Raw genomic sequence first — 21,322 nt, 5'->3', positions numbered from 1 at the left:
GCCCGCCTAGGCTGGGCCTTTCCCCCAACGGAGCGAACGTGATGGCCGAATACAAGATTGCCGTACTGGTCGGCAGCCTGCGCAAGGGCTCGCACAACCAGGCGTTGGCTCACGCGCTGGAGAAACTGGCCACCGGCAAGGCGGTGTTCTCCTACGTGGAGATCGGCGACCTGCCGTTGTACAACCAGGATTTCGACAAGGACTATCCCAGCCAGGGCCTTCGCTTGAAGCAGCAGATCCGGGATGCCGATGCGGTGCTGTTCGTCACCCCCGAATACAACCGCTCGGTCCCGGGCGTGCTCAAGAACGCCATCGACCTGGGCTCGCGCCCGTATGGCGACAGTGCCTTCGCCGGCAAGCCGGCGGCGGTGATCGGCGCCTCGATCGGGGTGATCGGCACGGCGCTGGCCCAGCAGCACCTGCGCAACATCCTGGCCTACCTGGACATGCCGGTGCTGGGCCAGCCCGAGGCCTTCCTGCACTTCAAGGAAGGGCTGATCGACGCCCACGGCACGATCAGCAACGAGGGCACCAAGGACTTCCTGCAGGGCTTCGTGGACACATTCATCGCCTGGGTCGGCACCCACGGCGGCACGCACTGATCCACCGCGAGCGGGTCAGGCTTCTGCGATAATGGCGGGGACGGGCGCCGCAAGGGCGTCCGTCGCACGCGATGCGACGGCCCCGGCCGATCGTACCGGCAGGCGCCGGTATCCCCAGCTCATCCACTGTTTATCCACAGGTTTGTGCATGGCTGCGGGGCGCCCCGCGTGCCTACCATGTCCTAGGCCTCATACTGCAGGAAGTACGCCCCCCATGTCCGCCCGTTCTGGCTTCCGTTCCGACCGCAAAGACCGCGGTGACCGCTTTGATCGCGATGAAATGCGCATCGACGCCCTGCGCGTGCCGCCGCATTCGATCGAGGCCGAACAGGCGGTGCTGGGCGGGCTGATGCTGGCCCCGGAGAGCTATGACCGGGTCAACGACCAGCTGACCGAAACCGACTTCTACCGCCGCGATCACCAGATGATCTACCGCGCGATCCGCGAGCTGTCCGAACGCGACCGCCCGTTCGATGCGGTGACGCTGGGCGAGTGGTTCGAATCGCAGGGCAAGATGGAGTTGGTCGGCGATGGCGCGTACCTGATCGAGCTGGCGAGCACCACGCCGTCAGCCGCCAACATCAGCGCCTACGCGGAAATCGTGCGTGACAAAGCGGTGCTGCGCCAGCTGATCCAGGTCGGCACGGACATCGTCAACGACGGCTTCCAGCCCGAAGGCCGCGAGAGCAGCGAACTGCTCTCGGCAGCGGAAAAATCCGTGTTCGCGATCGCCGAGCAGGGCGCGCGCGGGCGCACTGATTTCGTGGCGATGCCGGGCGCGCTGAAAGACGCCTTCGAAGAGCTGCGCAACCGCTTCGAGAACGGCGGCAACATCACCGGTCTGCCGACCGGCTATACCGATTTCGATGCGATGACCGCCGGCCTGCAGCCGACCGATCTGATCATCCTGGCCGCGCGACCGGCCATGGGCAAGACCACGCTGGCGCTGAACATCGCCGAGTACGCCGCGATCAAGTCCAAGAAGGGCGTGGCGGTGTTCTCGATGGAAATGTCGGCCTCGCAGCTGGCCATGCGTCTGATTTCCTCCAACGGCCGCATCAACGCCCAGCGCCTGCGTACCGGTCAGCTGGAAGATGAGGATTGGAGCCGGGTCACCGGTGCGATCCGGATGCTGAAGGAAACCAAGATCTTCATCGACGATACGCCGGGCGTGTCGCCGGAAATCCTGCGTTCCAAGTGCCGCCGCCTCAAGCGCGAGCACGACCTGGGCCTGATCGTGATCGACTACCTGCAGCTGATGAGCGTGCCGGGCAACAGCGAAAACCGCGCGACCGAAATCTCGGAGATCTCGCGGTCGTTGAAGGGCCTGGCCAAGGAACTCAACGTGCCGGTCATCGCGCTCTCCCAGCTCAACCGCTCGCTGGAAACGCGTACCGACAAGCGCCCGGTGATGGCCGATCTTCGTGAATCCGGCGCTATCGAGCAGGATGCGGACATGATCGTGTTCATCTACCGCGACGACTACTACAACAAGGAAACCTCGCCGGACAAGGGCCTGGCGGAGATCATCATCGGCAAGCACCGAGGCGGCCCGACCGGCTCGTGCAAGCTCAAGTTCTTCGGCGAATACACCCGGTTCGACAACCTGTCGCACGATTCGGTGGGTTCGTTCGAGTAACGCCGAAAGCGTTACGGTAGTGCCGGCTGCTGGCCGGCTCCTATGGAACTGTCATCGTGCAGAGCCGGCCAGTGGCCGGCTCTGCCGTTTCATCGGCGTAAGCCGGGTTTCGTCGCAAACCCGTTGCAGTGCGCCCGGGCAGGGCGCGATGGTGGTCTCCGGGCGGCAGGGTGCCGCCAACGGAGACGTGCGATGAAGACCCTGTTCGCCTTGGGGGTGTGGTGCCTGCTGTTCGTGCTGTGCTGGCCGCTGGCGGTTCTGGCCCTGGTGGCGTGGCCGTTCGTGTGGCTGTTGAGCCTGCCGTTCCGGCTGGTGGGCATCACCTTCTCGGCACTGTTCGCGTTCCTGGGCGCGCTGCTCATGCTGCCGGCGCGGGTCCTGGGGGGCGGGCGCACGGCGACGGCCTGAACAACACCGCGATCGGGTAGTGCCGGCCGCTGGCCGGCTGCTCTTCTGTCGGGATGGCGTGGAGCCGGCCAGCGGCCGGCACTACCGATGGCGTGGAGCCGGCCAGCGGCCGGCACAGTACCTGTCGCCCACAAAAAACCCCGCCGAGGCGGGGTTTTTCGTTACGGCACCAACGCCGGCTCAGTTCGCCTTGTGGATCGCGCGCTTGCTGACGGCCATAGCGGCGTCATGCACCACTTCGGACAACGACGGGTGGGCGTGGCAGATGCGCGCCAGGTCGTCGGCCGAACCGCTGAACTCCATGGTCAGCACGCCTTCGTGCACCAGCTCGGAGACATTCGCGCCAACCAGGTGCATGCCCAGGATGCGATCGGTCTCGGCATGCGCCAGGACCTTCACGAAGCCGGTCGGCTCGATCATCGCCACGGCACGGCCGTTGGCGGCGAACGGGAAGCTGCCCGCCTTGTACGGGATGCCTTCGTCCTTGAGCTGCTGCTCGGTCTTGCCGACCCAGGCCAGCTCCGGCTCGGTGTAGATCACCCACGGGATGGTGTCGAAGTTGACGTGGCCCGGCAGGCCCGCGATCAGCTCGGCCACGGCGATGCCTTCTTCGAAGCCCTTGTGCGCCAGCATCGGGCCGCGCACGCAGTCACCGACCGCCCAGACGCCATTGACGCCGGTGTGGCAGTGCGCGTCCACTTCGATCTGGCCACGCTCGTTGATCTTGACGCCGGTGCCTTCGGCCAGCAGGCCCTTGGTGGCGGCGCGACGGCCAACGGCCACCAGCAGCTTGTCCACGATCAGGCTCTTCTCGCCTTCACCATCGGTGTAGGTCAGGGCGACTTCCTTCTTCTTGCCCTTGCCGGTCACCTCGGCCTTGGAGACCTTGGCGCCCAGACGGATGTCCAGGCCCTGCTTCTTGAATTCCTTCAAGGCGGTCTTGGCCACTTCGGCATCGGCGGCCGCCAGGAAGTCCGGCAGGGCTTCCAGGATGGTCACTTCCGAACCGAGGCGCTTCCAGACGCTGCCCAGTTCCAGGCCGATCACGCCGGCACCGATCACGGCCAGGCGGGCGGGGACTTCGGTGAAGTCCAGGCCGCCGACGTTGTCGACGATGGTCTCGCCGTCGAACTTGGCGAACGGCAGTTCGATCGAATCCGAACCGGCGGCGATGATGACGTTGGTGCCCTTCAGCTCGACTTCCGAGCCGTCGTGCTGCTTCACCTTGACGATGTTGCCCGGCTGCAGCTCACCGAAACCGTAATACGCGGTGACCTTGTTCGCCTTGAACAGCATGGCGATGCCGCCGGTGAACTGCTTGACGATCTTGTCCTTGCGGCCAACCATCGCCTCGACGTCCATCTTGGCGTCCTTGAAGCTGATGCCGTGGTCGCCAAAGATGTGGCCCATGTTCCAGAACTGGCGCGAGGAATCCAGCAGCGCCTTGGACGGGATGCAGCCCACGCGCAAGCAGGTGCCGCCCAGGGCCGGCTTGCCGTCCTTGCCCAGCGCAGCGTCGATGCAGGCGGTCTTCAGACCCAGCTGCGCGGCGCGGATGGCGGCATGGTAGCCGGCCGGGCCGGCACCGATGACGACGACGTCGAATTGTTCAGCCATTGAGATATTCCTTGTTTCTTTACCAGAACCCCTCCGCGCAGGCGCGGAGGGGTGGGAGGTCTTACAGGCCGAACAGCATGCGGCCCGGGTTTTCCAGCTGGTTCTTGATGTCCACCAGGAACTGGACCGAGTCCTTGCCATCGATGATGCGGTGATCGTAGGACAGCGCCAGGTACATCATCGGCGCGATCACGACCTGGCCGTTCTGGGCGATCGGACGCTCCTTGATGGCGTGCATGCCCAGGATGGCGCTCTGCGGCGGGTTGATGATCGGGGTCGACAGCAGCGAGCCGAAGGTGCCGCCGTTGGTCACGGTGAAGGTGCCGCCCTGCAGTTCTTCCAGGCTCAGCTTGCCGTCACGGGCCTTCTTGGCGTAGTCGGCGATGGTCTTTTCGATGTCGGCGAAGGACATGCGCTCGACGTTGCGCAGGACCGGGGTCACCAGACCCTTCTCGGTCGACACGGCGATCGAGATGTCCGAGTAGCCGTGATAGATGATGTCATCACCATCGATCGAGGCATTGACCAGCGGGAAGCGCTGCAGCGCGTTGGCGGCGGCCTTCACGAAGAAGCTCATGAAGCCCAGCTTGATGCCGTGGGCCTTTACGAACTCGTCCTGCAGATCCTTGCGCGCGGCCGAGACCTTGGACAGGTCGACCTCGTTGAAGGTGGTCAGCATCGCGGTGCCGTTCTTGGACTGCATCAGGCGTTCGGCGATGCGCTTGCGGATGCGGGTCATCGGCACGCGTTCTTCCGGACGTGCGCCACCGGACTTGCCGGCGCCACCGTTACGGGCGAAGTTGACGATGTCTTCCTTGGTCACTGCGCCACGACGGCCGGTGCCGTCCACGTCGGCCGGGTTCACGCCTTCAGTGATGGCGGTGAAGCGGGCGCCCGGGGGCAGGGAGTCGGCAGCGGACTTGGCGGCCGGTGCGGGCGCTGCGGCAGCGGCCGGAGCCGCCGCCTTGGCCGGTGCGGCCTCGGCCTTCTTCTCTTCCGCGGCCGGCGCCGGGGCATCGGCCACGGCGCCTTCTTCGATGATCGCCACGACCTGGCTGGAGGTCACAGTGGCGCCCACCTCGAACTTGATCTCCTTCAGCACGCCGTCGACCGGCGACGGCACTTCCAGGACGACCTTGTCGGTTTCCAGATCAAGCAGGTTTTCATCGCGCTTGACGGCATCGCCGACCTTCTTGTGCCAGGTGGCGATGGTGCCGTCGGCGACGGATTCGGGCAGTACCGGGGCTTTGACTTCGGTGGCCATGCGGGAGCTTCCTGGTTTGTCTTTTCTAGAATGAGGGGGAGAGTTATTCAGCGACCGAGTCGTTGAACGGGTTGACCAGGGCATCGGCGATCAGCTTCTGCTGTTCGATGATGTGGTCAGCCATGTGTCCAGCGGCCGGCGATGCCGAACGGGCGCGACCTGCGTAATGGATGCTCTGGCCATCGGCCAGGCACGCCTGCAGGTGGTGACGGATCTGGTACCAGGCACCCTGGTTCTGCGGTTCTTCCTGACACCACACCACATCGGCCGCCTTGCCATACTTCTTCAGCTCTGCTGCCAGTGCCACGCGCGGGAACGGATACAGCTGCTCCACGCGGATGATGGCGACATCGTCCTGGCCACGCTTGGTCTGGTCTTCCAGCAGGTCGTAGTAGACCTTGCCCGAGCACAGCACCACGCGCTTGACCTTCTTGGCGTCTGCGTTGGCATCGCCGATCAGGTGCTGGAACTCGCCGTTGGCCAGTTCCTCCAGGGTCGACACCGCCAGCTTGTGGCGCAGCAGCGACTTGGGCGACATCACGATCAGCGGCTTGCGGGTGGTCATGCGCATCTGGCGACGCAGCATGTGGTACGCCTGCGCCGGGGTCGACGGCACGCACACCAGCATGTTCTCCAGCGCGCACAGCTGCAGGAAGCGCTCCAGGCGCGCGGAGCTGTGCTCCGGGCCCTGGCCTTCGTAACCGTGCGGCAGCAGCAGGGTCAGGCCGGTGATGCGGCCCCACTTGGCTTCGCCGGCGGCGATGAACTGATCGATCACGACCTGGGCGCCGTTGGCGAAATCGCCGAACTGGCCTTCCCAGATGCACAGGGTGTTCGGATCGGTGGTGGAGAAGCCGTACTCATAGGCCATCACCGCTTCTTCGCTGAGCAGCGAATCGATGATGGTGGCCTGTTCCRGCGACTCGACCAGCTGGCGCAGCGGCAGGTAGTAGTTGTCGGTCTTCTGGTCGTGCAGGATCGCGTGGCGGTGCGTGAACGTACCGCGGCCCACGTCCTGGCCGACCAGGCGCAGGTTGTTGCCTTCGTCGAGGATCGTGGCGTAGGCCAGGTTCTCGGCAAAGCCCCAGTCGCCCGGGATCTCGCCGGCGGCCATCTTGCGGCGGTCGTCATAGACCTTGGCCACGCGCGAGTGCAGTTCCACGCCTTCAGGCACGGTGTTGATCATCTGCGCCAGCTGCTTGACCTTCTCCATGCCGACCGCGGTGGAGACCGCGTCGGAGAGCTTGCCGTTGAGCAGCTTGGGCCAATCCACGTACATCTTGCTGGTGGCCGGGGTCTTTTCGACCTGGGCCAGCTCGGTGGTGACTTCGCCGGCATCGAGCTTGTTGCGGTAGGCATCCACCAGCGCCTTGCCGCCACCGGCTTCGATCACGCCGGCAGCTTCCAGCGCCGCGGCGTACAGCTCGCGGGTGGTCTGGTGCTTGCGGATCACCTGGTACATCAGCGGCTGGGTGATCGCCGGTTCGTCGGCCTCGTTATGGCCCCAACGGCGGTAGCACATCAGATCGATGACCACGTCCTTGGCGAACTTCTGGCGGAACTCGAAGGCCAGCTGGGCAGCAAACACCACGGCTTCCGGATCGTCGCCATTCACGTGCAGCACCGGGGCGGCGATCATCTTGGCCACGTCGGTGGCGTAGCGCGTGGAGCGCGTATCCAGCGGGTTGGAGGTGGTGAAACCGACCTGGTTGTTGACCACGATGTGCACCGTGCCACCGACGGCGAAGCCGCGGGCCTGGGACATCTGGAACAGCTCCATCACCACGCCCTGGCCGGAGAAGGCCGCGTCGCCGTGGATCAGGATCGGCATCACCTGCTTGCGGGCGGTATCGCCACGACGTTCCTGGCGCGAGCGCACGCTGCCGGCCACGACGGGATCGGCGATTTCCAGGTGCGACGGGTTGAACGCCAGCGCCAGGTGGACGGCGCCGCCCGGGGTGGAGACGTCGGCGGAGAAGCCCATGTGGTACTTCACGTCGCCGGCGGAGGCGTGGTCATCGTGCTCGAACTTGCCTTCGAACTCGTCGAACAGCTTGCGCGGGCTCTTGCCGAGTGTATTGACCAGCACGTTCAGGCGGCCGCGGTGGGCCATGCCGATCACCACGTCCTTGACGCCATCCTTGCCAGCGTCACGGATGATGGTGTCCATCATCGGGATCAGCGCATCGCCGCCTTCCAGCGAGAAGCGCTTCTGGCCGACGTACTTGGTGTGCAGGTAGCGCTCCAGACCCTCGGCAGCCGTCAGGCGCTCCAGGGTGCGGCGCTGGGTATCGGCATCCAGGTTGTAGTTGCCACCGGCCAGTTCCAGGCGCTGGTACAGCCACTGGCGCTGCTCGACCTCGGAGATGTGCATGAATTCCGCACCGATCGAGCCGGTGTAGGTCTTCTTCAGGCGCTCCAGCAGGTCGCGCAGTTTCATGCGCGGCTGCCCGGCGACACCGCCGGTGCTGAACTCACTGCCCAGGTCGCTTTCCGACAGGCTGTGGAACGGCAGGCCCAGATCCGGCGGATTGGTCGGCGCGGTCAGGCTCAGCGGGTCCAGGCGGGCGGCCATGTGGCCACGCGAACGGTAGGCGGTGATCAGGCGGCCGACATTGCGCTCGCGCTCGTCGCCGGCACCGGCGGCGGTGCCGCTCTTGACGGCATTCTTGGCGGCGTCGGCAATGTGGGCGATGACGGCCGAATGCGGAATATCACCGGCTTCGCGGCCCTGGAAGCCGTCGAAGTAGGTCTTCCATTTGGGATCGACACTGTCCGGAGAAACGAGGTACTGCTCGTACAGATCCTCGATATAGGAGGCGTTGCCGCCGGCGAGCTGCGAAGATTGCGCAAACTGCTTCAGTTGATTGTCCACGATGGAGAGTCGGATTCGCTTGTGGGGTAAGGCTTCGATGATCCGGCAGGGAAAAGTGAATAGCCCTGCGCGGGCGGTATCTAACACCCCAAATTGTACCCCCATCGAGACAGGAAGGGGCACCGTACGGGCCAGTGCGGGGACCGCGGTGTCATTCCCAGACAGGTTCGGGAGCGTGGGGTGAGCTACAGGCCCAGTGCGCGCAGTTCGCTGCAATCACGCGAACGTTCCCATACGCGCTGCAAACCGTCCTGCAACGGTTGTGAACGTGCCGGCTGGGACAAACCCGCCTCACCGTCGAAGCGGTGGCCACTCAGACGAAAGTAGTAGTCGCCGGCGTCATTGAGCAGACAGGCCGATGCCGTGGCGCGGTCGATCGGATCGCTTGCTTCGCGCACCCGGAATACGCTCGGCAGGCGCTGCAGCAGGGTCAACAGGGGCGAGCCGGCCTGATGGATGGCGGCGCTGTCGTGGACGATCAGCCAGGCATGTTTGTCGTGGCGGGCGGTGGCGTAGCGGCGCAGCGCCTCCAGCACCGGCGGTGCATCAAGCAGGCCGGGGTCAAGCTGGCGGCTGTGGATCCAGAGCTGGCGGCGGGCGCGGTGGACCAGCGCGGTGGTGATCGCCACGGCGTCCTCGGCCCGGTCGATCGCGACCGCCCCGGACAGGGCCAGGCGCATGTGCTGGTGGGCGATGCCGGCCTCTTCGAACACCTCGCCCTCGGGCAGGAAGCCCTGCCGGGTGTAGAACACGCGGGCCGGCAGCTGCGCATGCAGCCCGACCTCGCGCCAGCCACGGGCCCGCGCCTGCTGGATCAGGGCCTGCAGCAGGGCGTCGCCGACGCCTTTGCCGCGCCAGGCCGCAAGCACCGCCATCCGGCCGATCCGGCCCTCCGGGGTGAGCCGGCCGGCACCGATCGGCGTGCCGTCGGTGTCCCGGGCCAGCACGTGCACGCTAAGGGGATCGAGCGCGTCGATCTCCAGCTCGGCCGGGACCTGCTGTTCGTCGACGAACACGGTGAACCGCACCCGGTGCAGCGCGGCGTGCTGCGCCGGGTAATCGACCACGTCAACCTGGAAACCGGAGGCGGCCATGGCGGGCGGGCGGATCAGCCGCGCGGGGGCTCGTCCTTGCCGTCGGTCTCGTCGCTGTCGTCGAAATCGACGATCACTTCGATGCCGTCGTCATGGATGGTGACCTCGTGCACATCGGCCTGGATGGCCTCGTCATCGATGACCTCGACCGCGTCGGTGCCGTCGACGATGTCGTACTCGGCGACGTAGTCGTCTTCGTCCTCGAACCCGGCATCGTCCACCAGCTGGTAGAAGCCGCCGGCGACCAGCGCCTGCACGGCATCGCGGCCCTTGGCCGAGAGCTTCTGGTACAGCGCCGCGCCGATCTGTTCGGCGCCGGCCAGTACCTGGGCATCCTTGACCGGCAGGGCGAAGTCCAGGCCGCTGCAGTACAGGCTGGCACCGCGCTTGGCACGACGCCAGGCCAGGCGCGCCCACGGGTGGCGCTGCAGTTCCACGCCTGCGCCCAGCGCGGCTTCGATTTCTTCGCGCGGCAGCGGTTCGCCGTGCGCCATCACTTCCCCGGCGGCGCGGTAGGTGGTGATGAAGCGGCCGAACCAGTCGCCGAGCTTGTCCGGATCGTTCATGCGGATGGCGTTGAGCGCTTCGACCACGCGGTTCATCGAGACCACGTCGATTTCGTTCGGATCTTCAGGCACCTTCAGGTCCGGATCCTGGTAGCGGATGGACTCGTCGGCGCCCTCGATCAGGGTATCGAGGTAGTCGCTGATCAGCTCGGCGGAGGCCGGGGCGCGCATGCCGAAGGAGAAGGTCAGGCAGGGATCTTCGGCGACGCCGTTGTGCGGCACGTTCGGCGGCAGGTACAGCATGTCGCCCGGGGCCAGCACCCAGTCGTGGGTCGGCTTGAAGCGGCGCAGCAGCTTGAGTTCGACGTCGTCGCGGAAGTCCAGCGGCGGGCGCTTGCCCTTGATGGATTCGCTGGCGTCGATCTGCCAGCGGCGATGGCCATGGGCCTGCAGCAGGAAGACATCGTACTGGTCCACATGGGCGCCGACCGAGCCGCCGGTGGCGGCGAAGCTGATCATCACGTCATCCATGCGCCAGCGCGGCAGGAAGTTGAAGTGGCTGATCAGGGCGCGCACGTCGGCGTCCCACTTGTCCACGTCCTGGACCAGCAGGGTCCAGTCGTGGTCGGGCATGCCGGGGAATTCTTCTTCCTGGAACGGGCCGGTGCGCACGCTCCAGCCATCGGTGGCGCGATCGTGCGTGATCAGGCGCGACAGCGCGCCTTCTTCACAGGCCAGACCGGCGAGGTCTTCGGGCTGCACCGGGGTTTCGAAATCCGGGAAGGCGCCACGGATGAGCAGCGGGCGCTTCTGCCAGTAATCGCGCAGGAAGGTGGCAGCGGGCATGCCCAGCGGCAGGCCGGGGCGGGCCTGGATGTCGATGACGGGGGTTTTGATCTTGCGTGCGGCCATGGGGGAGGTCCTTGCAGCGTATAGACGGGTATTGGGGGGCGCGACGGTGCCGCGCCCATGCCTTCAGATCGCCTTGGCCAGGTCCGCCGCCAGGCCGATGTAGCCGCCCGGGGTCAGGGCGCGCAGGCTCTGCTTGGCGTCGGCCGGCAGCTCCAGTGATTCAACGAAGGCCTGCATCGATTCGGTCGTGATGCCCTGGCCGCGGGTCAGCGCCTTGAGCTGTTCGTAGGGGTTGGGCAGGCCGTGGCGGCGCATGACGGTCTGCACGGCTTCGGCCAGCACTTCCCACGCGGCGTCCAGGTCCGCGTCCAGGCGTTCCGGGTTCACGGTCAGCTTGCCCAAGCCCTTGGCCAACGAGTCCAGGGCGACCTGGGTGTGGCCGAACGCGGTGCCGACCGCACGCAGCACGGTGGAGTCGGTCAGGTCACGCTGCCAGCGGCTGATCGGCAGCTTGGCGCTGAAATGCTCGAACAGGGCGTTGGCGATGCCGAAGTTGCCTTCGGCGTTTTCGAAATCGATCGGGTTGACCTTGTGCGGCATGGTCGAGGAGCCGACTTCGCCTTCCTTGAGCTTCTGCTTGAAGTAGCCCAGCGAGATATAGCCCCAGACGTCGCGGGCCAGATCGATCAGGATGATGTTGGCGCGGCGCGCGGCATCGCCGATCTCGGCGACGTTGTCGTGCGGCTCGATCTGGGTGGTGTACGGATTGAACACCAGGCCGAGGCTTTCCACGAAGCGCTGGGCGAAGGCCGGCCAGTCAACGTCGGGGTAGGCGATGACGTGCGCGTTGTAGTTGCCCACCGCGCCGTTGATCTTGCCGGTCAGCTCCACTGCGGCGATCTGGCGGCGCTGGCGCTCCAGACGGGCCACGACGTTGGCCACTTCCTTGCCCAGGGTGGTCGGCGAGGCGGTCTGGCCGTGGGTACGCGACAGCATCGGCTGGGCAGCCTGGGCGTGGGCCAGGGCGCGCAGCACGCCGGCGATGTTGTCCAGCGACGGCAGCAGCACCTCGCGGCGGGCCTGCTCAAGCATCAGGCCGTAGCTGAGGTTGTTGATGTCTTCGCTGGTACAGGCGAAATGCACGAATTCCAGCGCCGGGCCCAGCTCGGCATCGGCGGTGAGCTGCTCCTTGATGAAGTACTCCACGGCCTTGACGTCGTGGTTGGTGGTGCGCTCGATCTCCTTCACCCGCGCGGCGTGGGCCGGGGCGAAGTCATCGGCCAGGGCCCGCAGGCGCGCGGTGGCAGCGGCCGAGAACGGGGCCAGTTCGACGATGCCCGGTTCATTGGCCAGTGCCAGCAGCCATTCCACTTCCACCTTCACGCGGGCCTTGATCAGGCCGTATTCGGAGAAGATCGGGCGCAGGGCGTCGACCTTGCCGGCGTAGCGGCCATCGAGCGGGGACAGGGCGAGCAGGGCGAATTCGGACATGGCAGGGCGCAGATCGGTGGCAGCGGGGGCCGTCATTCTACGCTGCCCCGGCGTCCTCGGCCTGTGCCATGCGCACCGTCACCGCCTGGATCCGGTGCCCGGCCATGCGCTTGATCGTGAACAGGTGCCCGTCGATCTCCAGCTGCTCGCCTTCCTCGGGCAGGCGCTGGAGCTGGTGCACGATCAGCCCGCCGACCGAATTGAGGTGGTCCGGCGCGCTCAGGTCATGCCCCAGCAGCCGCTCCAGCCGGAAGATGGAGGTCGAGCCGGCCACCAGCAGGGTGCCGTCCGCGCCGCGGGTCGGGGCGTCCTTGACGACATGCGGGTGCTCGTCCTCGATATCGCCGACCACCACTTCCAGCAGGTCTTCCAGGGTGAAGTAGCCCAGGATGCGGCCGTGTTCTTCCACGCACAGTGCCAGGTGGGTGGTGCCGGTGCGGAAGCGCTCCAGCACCAGCGGCACCGGGGTCTCCAGCGCGATCAGGTTGGCCGGGCGCAGCAGCGGGCGCAGATCGTCGGTTGGGTTGCCGCGGGCGATTTCCACCAGCAGGTCCTTCATGTGCAGGATGCCGAGCACTTCCTCGCCGTCGCGGTCGAACCAGGGGTAGCGGCTGTAGCGGCTCTCGGCGAACTCGGCCATCACGTCGGCCAGGCTCATCCCGTCGCGGAACGAACGCATATGGTCGCGTGAGCGCATCAGGTCGCCGGCCACCAGTTCGGGCAGTTCCAGGGCGTGGCTCATCAGGGTGAGGTCCTGGTCCGGCGCGCTGCCGGTGGGCTGCTGGCGGCCCACGATGAGCTTGAGCTCCTCGCGCGAATAACGGTGCGAGGTGTGCTCCACATCCCCCCAGCCGGCCAGGCGCAGCAGCGCGTTGGCGCTGTTGTTGAGCAGCCAGATGGCCGGGTACATCGCCCAGTAGAACAGGTACAACGGTGCGGCCGTCCACAGTGACATCGCTTCCGGGCGGCGGATCGCCATCGACTTCGGGGCCAGTTCGCCCAGCACGATGTGCAGGAACGAGATGATGCTGAAGGCGATGATGAAAGCGGTCAGGCGCGAGGCTTCCGGGGTCAACCCCAGCGTATCGAACAGCGGCTGCAGCAGATGCGCGAACGCCGGTTCACCCACCCAGCCCAGGCCCAGCGAGGACAGTGTGATGCCCAGCTGGCAGGCGGACAGATACGCATCCAGGTGCGCGTGCACGTTGAGCAGCAGGCGCCCACGCCAGCCGTTTTTTTCCGCAAGGCCCACGGCCTGGGTGTGGCGCAGCTTGACCAGCGCGAACTCGGCGGCCACGAAGAAACCGTTGAGCACCACCAGCAGCAGCGCCAGCGCAAGGAGCAGGAGGTTGCCGATCATTCGCGGCCCCGCAGCGGCGCTGCCAGGGGCGAGGGGGTACCCGCGGTCGCCGGGGCGGCGAGGGCGGTCATCGGTGCGTGCGCGGCGGCACGCCCGGTACTACTGTCGGGATCGTCACCCATGGGGGCGGCAGGCTGTCTGAATGGAAGCGAATCCCGAGTCTAGCCGATCCATCGCGGCCTTGGGTTTCAACGGCGCTTGGGAGTATCGTGATGCGAGCCGCCAGCCAGGGAATCAGGCCCGTTGCCAGCCGCAGGTTCCCTTTCATCCACGAAAGATGTGCGGAGTTGAAGCAATGAGCAAGGGTTTCAGGATTGAACACGACAGCATGGGCGAGCTGCAGGTGCCCGCCGATGCATTGTGGGGCGCGCAGACCCAGCGCGCCGTCGATAATTTCCCGGTGTCGGGCCAACGTATGCCGCGTGGTTTCATCCGCGCGCTCGGCCTGGTCAAAGGCGCTGCGGCGAACGTCAATGTCGAGCTGGGCCATCTGCCGCGCAACATCGGCAAGGCCATCGAAGCGGCGGCGGCGGACGTTGCCGACGGCCGCCACGACGCGCACTTCCCGATCGATGTGTACCAGACCGGTTCGGGCACCTCCTCGAACATGAATGCCAACGAGGTCATCGCCACCCTCGCCAACCGCGCGGGCAAGGCCGGCAAGACCGCGGTGCATCCCAACGATCACGTCAACCAGGGGCAGAGCTCCAACGATGTGATTCCCACCGCGCTGCGTGTCTCCGCGCTGCTGGGCGTGCATGAGCAGCTGCTGCCTTCGCTGGTGCACCTGCGCAAGACCATCGACAAGCGCGGCCGCGCACTGCGCAAGGTGGTCAAGACCGGCCGCACCCATCTGATGGATGCGATGCCGCTGACCTTCGAACAGGAATTCGGTGCGTGGTCGGCGCAGTTGTCCTCGGCCCAGGATCGGATCGAAGACAGCCTCAAGCGGCTGCGTCGCCTGCCATTGGGTGGCACGGCGATCGGCACCGGCATCAATGCCGACCCGCGCTTCGGCGCGCTGGTGGCCAAGCAGCTCAAGCAGCAGACCGGCATCAAGTTCGACAGCGCGGAAAACAAGTTCGAAGGCCTCGCCGCACAGGACGATGCGGTCGAACTGTCCGGCCAGCTCAACGCGTTGGCCGTGGCGCTGATCAAGATCGCCAACGACCTGCGCTGGATGAATGCCGGGCCGCTGGCCGGGCTGGGCGAGATCGAACTGCCGGCGCTGCAGCCAGGCAGCTCGATCATGCCGGGCAAGGTCAATCCGGTGATTCCCGAAGCTACCGTGATGGTGTGCGCCCAGGTGATCGGCCACCACACCGCGATCACCGTGGCCGGCCAGACCGGCAACTTCCAGTTGAACGTGACGCTGCCGCTGATCGCGGCCAACCTGCTTGATGGCATCCATCTGCTGGCCAACATCACCCGTCTGCTCGCCGATACCGCGATCGCCGGGTTGAAGGTGCGCGAGGATCGCGTCCGCGAGGCACTGGATCGCAACCCGATCCTGGTGACCGCCTTGAACCCGATCATCGGCTACGAGAAGGCGGCGGCAATTGCCAAGCGCGCCTACAAGGAACAACGCCCGGTGCTGGACGTGGCCAAGGAAGACAGTGGCCTGTCCGAAGCCGAACTGCGCAGGCTGCTGGATCCGGCGGCACTGACTGCCGGTGGCATCCAGGGCGGTGGAGGCGGGGGCGGTTGACCGCTCGCCCTACCTGAAACGAAAAACGGGCCGAGCGGCCCGTTTTTTTGTGCGTGAGCCCCGTAGCGGCCGGTGGGCCCCAGGGCAAAATCAAGGAGGAGGCCGTCGCCGCCAGGCGGCGGACATTTGCCCAGGGGCCTGCCGGTCACTGCGGGGCTCGCGCACACACTCAGTGGCGAGTGGCCTGCAGGTTGCCGAAGGTTTCGGTGTAGTCCTTGAATTCCGGAATCTTCGTGATCAGGTCCGGCGGGATCGGCTGCATGCCCTCGGGGACCTGGATCTTCACCGAGCGTTTGGCCGGGTCCGGCGGGGCGTCGGTCAGGGTGTTCTGGCGCAGCACCTGCAGCTGGCCGAACATGCCCTGCAGCATCGCCTGCTGCTCTTCGTTGAGCGGAATCTCGATCTCATCGATCTTCATGTGCCCGTTGGGCAGGATGATGATGTTCGGCGCAGGCGCGCGGCGCACGGTGACCATGCCGTCGCTGACGGTGATCTTCGGCTTGCTGCGCTCGGCGCGGTGATTGCGGTACTCCTGATCGCAACCGGTGGCGACCAGGCAGAACAGGGCGAACAGCAACAGACACAGCTTCTTCATGAGCAGGCAACGCATGCGACGGGAAGGGGGATTGTAGTCCTCCGGCGCCGGGAAGGGCCTGCCTGCGACGCATCGTCGCAGGCAGTGCCGGGATTACTTGCCGCAGTCGTCGATGTCGCTCTGGTCCATCGTTGCGTAGGGCTGGAAGGCCGGCAGCGCAGCGGCCAGCGCCTGCTGCTTCACCATCATGCCGGGTAGCAGCCCGCACAGCTTCTTGGCCTGGTCCTCGATTTTCCTGGCCTCGTCGTTCACGCGCGCCTCGATGCCCTGGGTGTCGCCGGAGAACATGCCCTTGATGGCTTCGCCGGCCGCCTTCACGCCGAGATTGGCACCGGCCACGCCGATCTCCATGCCGGCACTGGCCAGCTGCTCGACCTGCTTGCGGTAGTCCAGCAGCAGCGCACGCTGGTGGGCATCCACGGTAACGGCCTTGCCATCAATGAGCAGGTCGCCCTGCGGGCTGATCTCCGCCTTCGGGGTCTTCCCGTTGGCGATGGAAATGTTGCCCTGGCTGATCTCCCGGCGGGCCTTCTCGGTGGCCTCCTGTACGGTCTTGCCGATGCCATCGGTATCCAGCGCGCTGGTCGCCGGGGCGGCGGCGCTCTGGTCGGCGGGCGCCTTGCCCTTGCCACTGTCGGGGGCGGTACAGGCCGCGATCGGCAGGCACAACAGCAGGGCAGGCAGCAGCAGTCGAGTCGTCATGATGCGTATCCGTCAGAGGAGAAGAGAGGCTTACTTGCCGCGCGGCAGTTCCACCCGGCCGCGGATGTTGCTGTGGCGGATATCGCCGCTGCCGCTGTTGGCCACGCGCAGGTCGCCGCCGACATCGCGGACGGTGACATCGCCCGACCCATGACGGTCCACGGTGACGCTGCCGCCGATATCGCGCAGGTCGGTGTCGCCGGAGCCGACGGTGCCGACGCGCACGTTGCCCTTGGCTTTGCGCACATCGGTATCACCGGAGCCGACCACGCCGATCTCGACGTTGCCACCCACGGTATCCAGCTCGAAGTCGCCCGAGCCGATCGTGCCGACCTTGGCATCGCCGCGGATGTTGCGGGCCTTGAAATCGCCGGAACCGACCGAGAGCAGGTTCAGCGCACCGGCACCGTCGAGGATGACATCGCCCGAGCCGACCGCTGCGGTCACCAGGCCTTTGATCTGCTGAACCTTGATGTCACCCGAGCCGACGTCGGCGCTCAGCGAGTGCGCACCGGTGACGCTGGCATCGCCGGAGCCGACCTTGAGCTGGACCAGGATCGAGTCCGGTACGGTGCCGCGCATGTCCAGGTAGGCATAGCTGCTGCCGCTGATGGTGAGCGTGTTGCGGGCGTCGCGCTGCAGGCGGACGACCAGCTTGTCGCCGACCTTCTGCTGGGTCACGGTCAGTTCGCGCAGCCAATCCGCATTGGAGGCGCAGGCGCGCCCCCCGAGCTGGGCCGCACCCGGCCCGGCCTGCAGCACCAGGTCGTGCTGGTTCACTTCGAACACCACCGCCTTGGCGCCGGCCAGGTCGAGCTTGAGGTCACGCACTTCGTTGAACTTGCACTGCGGTTCATCGGCGAGGGCGGTCAGCGGCAGCAACAACAGGGAAGCAACAGCGAGCGTGCGGATCATGGGTGGCTCCTCAGTGAAGGGCAGGGATCAGATTTCGCCGGCGCGGCGGCGCAGGCGGATGGCCAGGAACAGGAACACCACGCCGACGGCGGCACCGATCCACAGTTCCGGCATGGCGAAGGTAGCCAGCTGGTGGCTCGGGCCCAGTTCGTTGACCAGGTTGTCCATGTTGCCGTTGCCGCTGAACATCGACTCGCCGCGGTAGAACTGGTCGCTGGCCGGGACCGCGCTGAGCAGCAGGCGGCCCACGATGTGCTTCCAGAACCAGCCGCCGGTCAGGTCGAACAGGGTCATCACCTTGGTGGTGCTGACGATGATGCCGGCGAACAGTGGCAGCATCACCGCCCACAGGAACGGCTTGGTCTTGGCCCAGGCCGAGCACAGCAGCAGCCAGCCAACGGTCGGCAGGGCCCAGAGCAGGTAGACCGGGATCCAGGACAGGTGACCGGCGAGAATGGTCAGTGGGCTGGCCGGGCCCCAGATCAGCAGCATCGGGTCGCCGCCGTGGGCGATCACCACGATCGAGATCATCACCAGGAAGCCGAACATGGTCAGGGCCGAGGCAATCACCGCGATGAGCGGGGCGATCAGCAGCGCACTCACGGCCTTGGACAGGACGGTGGACGTATCCGACAGCGGCAGCGACTTCCAGAACAGGATGCTGCGATCGCGACGGTCGTCGTACAGGGCGCCCAGGCAGTAGAAGAACACCACGAAGGCGAGCACGATCAGCGGCCAGCCCGAGCTCAGGATCAGGGTCAGATCCAGGCCGTTGGCCAGGTCATGCAGGTTCTTGGCATCGAGCTTGCTGGTCAGCAGGCTCAGGTCCAGTCCGTTGATGCTGACGTTTTCGTCGTTGAGGTGGAGGCCGCCGCTCTTGACTGCACGGTGCATGGCCACCAGGCCGAACACGATGCCGAGCAGGCTCATCACCAGCGAGATGCCACCGGCGATCACCGGCGCATACAGGAACCCGCCACGGTTTTCCCAGTACTCACGCTTGAGCAGCCACTTGAACGAACTGGCCTTGCTGATGGGGTGGTTGACGGTGTTCATGCGTAGGTTCCCTTCATGATGGCCACGAACAGATCCGCCAGCCCCGGGCTGCGGATTTCCCCCAAGGGCGTGAGCTGGGCGCGTGGCACCCCGTCGAACAGCAGCACGGTCTTGCCGAAGGGCAGGGCGCGTTCGTCGATCGGCTTGAGTGCGCGCGCGGCCTCGACGGCATCGGCCGACACCAGCACTTCGGTATAGCGCTCGCCGATGTCTTCCATATCGGTGGTGAGCACGATGCGGCCATCACGGATGAACATCACATCGGTGAGGATGTGCTCGATCTCTTCCACCTGGTGGGTGGTGACGATGATCGTCTTCTGCTCATCGAAGTAGTCCTCCAGCAGACGCTGGTAGAACTCCTTGCGGTACAGGATGTCCAGGCCCAGGGTCGGCTCGTCCAGCACCAGCACCTTGGCGTCGATGGCCATCACCAGGGCCAGGTGCAGCTGCACGATCATGCCCTTGGACAGTTCGCGCACGCGCTGCTTGGGATGCAGCTTGGTGGAGGCCAGGAAGCGCTCGCAGCGCGCCCGGTCGAAACGCGGATGGGTGCCGGCGACGAAATCGATCGCCTCGCGCACCTTCATCCAGCGCGGCAGCACCGCCACGTCGGCGATGAAGCACACATCGTTCATCAGGGCATTGCGCTGTTCGGTCGGGTCCAGCCCGAGCACGCGCAGCTCGCCTTCCACCGAGGTCAGGCCGAGCAGCGCCTTGAGCAGGGTGGTCTTGCCGGCGCCGTTGGGGCCGATCAGGCCGGTGATGCGGCCGGGCGCGATCGTGAAGCTGGTGTTGTCCAGCGCCACGGTCTGTTTATAGGCCTTGCGCAGGCCTCGAGCGGAAATGACGACATCACTTGCAACGGCATTCATGAGGATTTCCCCTGGGGCAGCAATTCGTCGAGGTTCAGGCCCAGGCGCTGGATGCGCTCCAGGACCAGCGGCCATTCTTCATTGAGGAACCGGTCGCGCTCGCTGCTGCGCAGCTGCGTGGCCGCTTCCTCGGTCATGAACATGCCCAGGCCGCGGCGCTTTTCGACCAGGCCTTCATCAGCCAGTTCCTGGTAGGCGCGCGATACGGTGATGGGGTTGAGCTGGTACTCGGCGGCAACCTGCCGGACCGAAGGCAGGGCGTCGCCGGGCTTGATGATGCCGTCAAGCATCATGGCGATCACGCGCTCTTTCAGCTGGCGGTAGATCGGAGCACCATCGCTCCATTGAATATCGCTCATGGTCAGCTCCGTGGGTTCAGCGACTGCGCGAATGAGAAGTAAGGCATGGACAGGGAGCTGTGCAGCCGGCGGGGGGGCGTGGGGGCGCCGTTGGCGGTCCCTGCCTCGATGACGCCTGCGTCCTGCGGGCCTTCAAACACATCGGCGCTGGCAGGGCTGCCAGCGTCACCGGAGGGGAGGCCGAACCAGCCGAGCAGGAGCAGCGCCGAGGCGGCGGTGACGGCTTTGGCGGCGTGGCGGTGGCGCATGCGGTTCATGGGCTTCCCCTGTCTAGGTGACTGGTGTTGTATGCAACTATAACACCGGCACGCCGAAGATCAACAGGGCGCGATACCCAACTGATGGCAGGGGCCTGACGGCCCCGTCCGAAATCTCCCAAGTCTTTGAATGGAAAGGATGTTTGTTGGATGCGCGACGTCGACATGCGCCAGCGCACATTCATTGATGTCAATGGTATGGCAAGCCGTAAGCGCATTCAGGCAATGGGATGCGGATGCCCGCTACCGCAACCGACACCGCCAAACGCGGCAAAGCAGCCCCCGAATGCGCTGGGCCCGCGCCCTGCATGGGGCGCTGCGACCGCGTTGCTGGCGTGTGCCTGAAACCGGCGGACCGGCGGCGTCCGGCGGCAAAAACACCGGTGATATAGTGCCCGCCGCAGCCTTGGCAGCCCTTGCCAGGCCCGTTCACCCCCTCGTTGTCCCCACTTTGGAGTGTCGCGATGCACCACGTGTCTCTGTCGTCTGTCCGTCGCGACCGCGCTGCGCGCCGGGCGCCTTGGTCCCTGCTGTTGCTGGCGGCCAGCCTGCTGGTGGGCGCGTCGGCCCAGGCGGCCGATCTGCTGGATGTGAGCTACCGCCCGCTGGCCGGCAAGGGCGAGGTCAATCTGGCCAAGCAGTACGGTGGCAAGGTGCTGTTGGTGGTCAATACGGCCAGCAAGTGCGGTTTCACCCCGCAGTACGAAGGCCTGGAGGCGCTGCAGCGCAAGTACGCCGCGCGTGGTTTCTCGGTGCTGGGCTTCCCCTCCAACGACTTCAAGGGTCAGGAGCCGGGCGATGAGAGCCAGATCCAGGAGTTCTGCACGCTGACCTACGGCGTGAAGTTCCCGATGTTCCAGAAGGTGGTGGTGACCGGGCCGGAAGCGACGCCGCTGTACCGCAGTCTCGCCACCGCCACGGGCGTGTCCCCGGGCTGGAACTTCCACAAGTATCTGATCGGCCGCGATGGCCGGGTGGTAGCGCAGTTCCCGAGCAAGGTCACGCCGGACGATCCGAAGCTGGTGGCGGCGATCGAACGTGAACTCTCTGTCACCACCAACACGCGCTGACGATATCGACATCTCGGACGCGCGTGCGACAATGGTTGCTTTCGCGCCGACGTCGGCGTCCAGTCACTTCCAGGAATGCA

At 65.9% G+C, this 21,322-nt stretch carries 19 protein-coding genes; 5 read left to right on the top strand and 14 right to left on the bottom strand.

Annotated elements, in window-relative coordinates; all coding sequences use genetic code 11:
• Positions 1-41 precede the first annotated feature (41 nt).
• The 3 genes from AC1DIQ_RS01270 (at position 42) to AC1DIQ_RS01260 (ending at position 2,649) form a co-directional block, all read left to right on the top strand.
• Positions 42-602, top strand: coding sequence for an NADPH-dependent FMN reductase (locus tag AC1DIQ_RS01270; RefSeq protein WP_152152643.1), 561 nt, complete (start codon positions 42-44; stop codon positions 600-602).
• A 214-nt stretch (positions 603-816) separates the two neighbouring features.
• The gene (locus AC1DIQ_RS01265; RefSeq protein WP_121037974.1) at positions 817-2,241 is read left to right on the top strand and encodes a replicative DNA helicase; all 1,425 of its coding nucleotides are present in this window, start codon (positions 817-819) and stop codon (positions 2,239-2,241) included.
• Between the two features lie 192 nt (positions 2,242-2,433).
• Positions 2,434-2,649 (top strand): hypothetical protein, encoded by a 216-nt coding sequence (locus tag AC1DIQ_RS01260; RefSeq protein WP_282262641.1) that lies wholly within the window; start codon positions 2,434-2,436, stop codon positions 2,647-2,649.
• Positions 2,650-2,829: 180 nt separating this feature from the next.
• Here AC1DIQ_RS01260 and lpdA read toward each other — a convergent pair whose 3' ends face one another.
• From lpdA to AC1DIQ_RS01225, 7 genes are all read right to left on the bottom strand, one after another.
• The gene (gene lpdA / locus AC1DIQ_RS01255; RefSeq protein ID WP_121037968.1) at positions 2,830-4,266 is read right to left on the bottom strand and encodes a dihydrolipoyl dehydrogenase; all 1,437 of its coding nucleotides are present in this window, start codon (positions 4,264-4,266) and stop codon (positions 2,830-2,832) included.
• Positions 4,267-4,327: 61 nt separating this feature from the next.
• On the bottom strand, positions 4,328-5,530 hold the full coding sequence (gene sucB, locus AC1DIQ_RS01250) for a dihydrolipoyllysine-residue succinyltransferase (protein ID WP_121037965.1): 1,203 nt from the start codon (positions 5,528-5,530) through the stop codon (positions 4,328-4,330).
• Positions 5,531-5,573: 43 nt separating this feature from the next.
• Positions 5,574-8,405 carry a 2-oxoglutarate dehydrogenase E1 component gene (locus tag AC1DIQ_RS01245; RefSeq protein ID WP_478049314.1) on the bottom strand — a complete coding sequence of 944 codons (2,832 nt, stop codon included), beginning with the start codon at positions 8,403-8,405 and terminating at the stop codon, positions 5,574-5,576.
• Positions 8,406-8,590: 185 nt separating this feature from the next.
• The gene (locus AC1DIQ_RS01240; RefSeq protein WP_478049313.1) at positions 8,591-9,499 is read right to left on the bottom strand and encodes a GNAT family N-acetyltransferase; all 909 of its coding nucleotides are present in this window, start codon (positions 9,497-9,499) and stop codon (positions 8,591-8,593) included.
• A gap of 14 nt (positions 9,500-9,513) precedes the next feature.
• Positions 9,514-10,917: a ribosomal protein uL16 3-hydroxylase gene (locus tag AC1DIQ_RS01235; protein ID WP_478049312.1), complete on the bottom strand. Its 1,404-nt coding sequence runs from the start codon at positions 10,915-10,917 to the stop codon at positions 9,514-9,516.
• A gap of 63 nt (positions 10,918-10,980) precedes the next feature.
• Positions 10,981-12,348 carry an adenylosuccinate lyase gene (gene purB / locus AC1DIQ_RS01230; RefSeq protein WP_123730904.1) on the bottom strand — a complete coding sequence of 456 codons (1,368 nt, stop codon included), beginning with the start codon at positions 12,346-12,348 and terminating at the stop codon, positions 10,981-10,983.
• Positions 12,349-12,385: 37 nt separating this feature from the next.
• The gene (locus AC1DIQ_RS01225) at positions 12,386-13,708 is read right to left on the bottom strand and encodes a hemolysin family protein (protein ID WP_121037953.1); all 1,323 of its coding nucleotides are present in this window, start codon (positions 13,706-13,708) and stop codon (positions 12,386-12,388) included.
• Positions 13,709-14,003: 295 nt separating this feature from the next.
• Here AC1DIQ_RS01225 and AC1DIQ_RS01220 point away from each other — a divergent pair, with 295 nt between their 5' ends.
• Positions 14,004-15,416: a class II fumarate hydratase gene (locus AC1DIQ_RS01220; RefSeq protein ID WP_478049311.1), complete on the top strand. Its 1,413-nt coding sequence runs from the start codon at positions 14,004-14,006 to the stop codon at positions 15,414-15,416.
• A gap of 169 nt (positions 15,417-15,585) precedes the next feature.
• On the opposite strand, the gene AC1DIQ_RS01215 is transcribed toward AC1DIQ_RS01220, so the two are convergent.
• The 7 genes from AC1DIQ_RS01215 to AC1DIQ_RS01185 all read right to left on the bottom strand — a co-directional run bounded on the left by AC1DIQ_RS01215 (position 15,586) and on the right by AC1DIQ_RS01185 (position 20,172).
• Entirely contained in the window at positions 15,586-16,011 is a 426-nt protein-coding gene (locus AC1DIQ_RS01215) for a hypothetical protein (protein ID WP_478049310.1), read from the bottom strand.
• Between the two features lie 93 nt (positions 16,012-16,104).
• A complete protein-coding gene (locus AC1DIQ_RS01210; RefSeq protein WP_478049309.1) occupies positions 16,105-16,713 on the bottom strand; it encodes a DUF2884 family protein in 609 nt (202 codons plus the stop codon).
• Between the two features lie 30 nt (positions 16,714-16,743).
• Positions 16,744-17,628 carry a GIN domain-containing protein gene (locus AC1DIQ_RS01205; RefSeq protein WP_478049308.1) on the bottom strand — a complete coding sequence of 295 codons (885 nt, stop codon included), beginning with the start codon at positions 17,626-17,628 and terminating at the stop codon, positions 16,744-16,746.
• A 27-nt stretch (positions 17,629-17,655) separates the two neighbouring features.
• Entirely contained in the window at positions 17,656-18,684 is a 1,029-nt protein-coding gene (locus AC1DIQ_RS01200; protein ID WP_478049307.1) for a hypothetical protein, read from the bottom strand.
• Positions 18,681-19,556 carry an ABC transporter ATP-binding protein gene (locus tag AC1DIQ_RS01195; RefSeq protein ID WP_121037935.1) on the bottom strand — a complete coding sequence of 292 codons (876 nt, stop codon included), beginning with the start codon at positions 19,554-19,556 and terminating at the stop codon, positions 18,681-18,683. The genes AC1DIQ_RS01200 and AC1DIQ_RS01195 overlap by 4 nt, the downstream gene beginning before the upstream one ends.
• Positions 19,553-19,915 (bottom strand): GntR family transcriptional regulator, encoded by a 363-nt coding sequence (locus tag AC1DIQ_RS01190; protein ID WP_019185943.1) that lies wholly within the window; start codon positions 19,913-19,915, stop codon positions 19,553-19,555. The genes AC1DIQ_RS01195 and AC1DIQ_RS01190 overlap by 4 nt, the downstream gene beginning before the upstream one ends.
• Before the next feature lie 2 nt (positions 19,916-19,917).
• Positions 19,918-20,172: a hypothetical protein gene (locus tag AC1DIQ_RS01185; protein WP_152152629.1), complete on the bottom strand. Its 255-nt coding sequence runs from the start codon at positions 20,170-20,172 to the stop codon at positions 19,918-19,920.
• Positions 20,173-20,636: 464 nt separating this feature from the next.
• Here AC1DIQ_RS01185 and AC1DIQ_RS01180 point away from each other — a divergent pair, with 464 nt between their 5' ends.
• Positions 20,637-21,242 (top strand): glutathione peroxidase, encoded by a 606-nt coding sequence (locus AC1DIQ_RS01180; RefSeq protein ID WP_152152627.1) that lies wholly within the window; start codon positions 20,637-20,639, stop codon positions 21,240-21,242.
• The last annotated feature ends 80 nt before the right edge of the window (positions 21,243-21,322 follow it).

The organism is Stenotrophomonas sp. 05L413 (genome assembly GCF_056397945.1).
The sequence above is the reverse complement of the archived record's forward strand: the minus strand, read 5'-3'. Positions and strand labels throughout refer to the sequence as shown.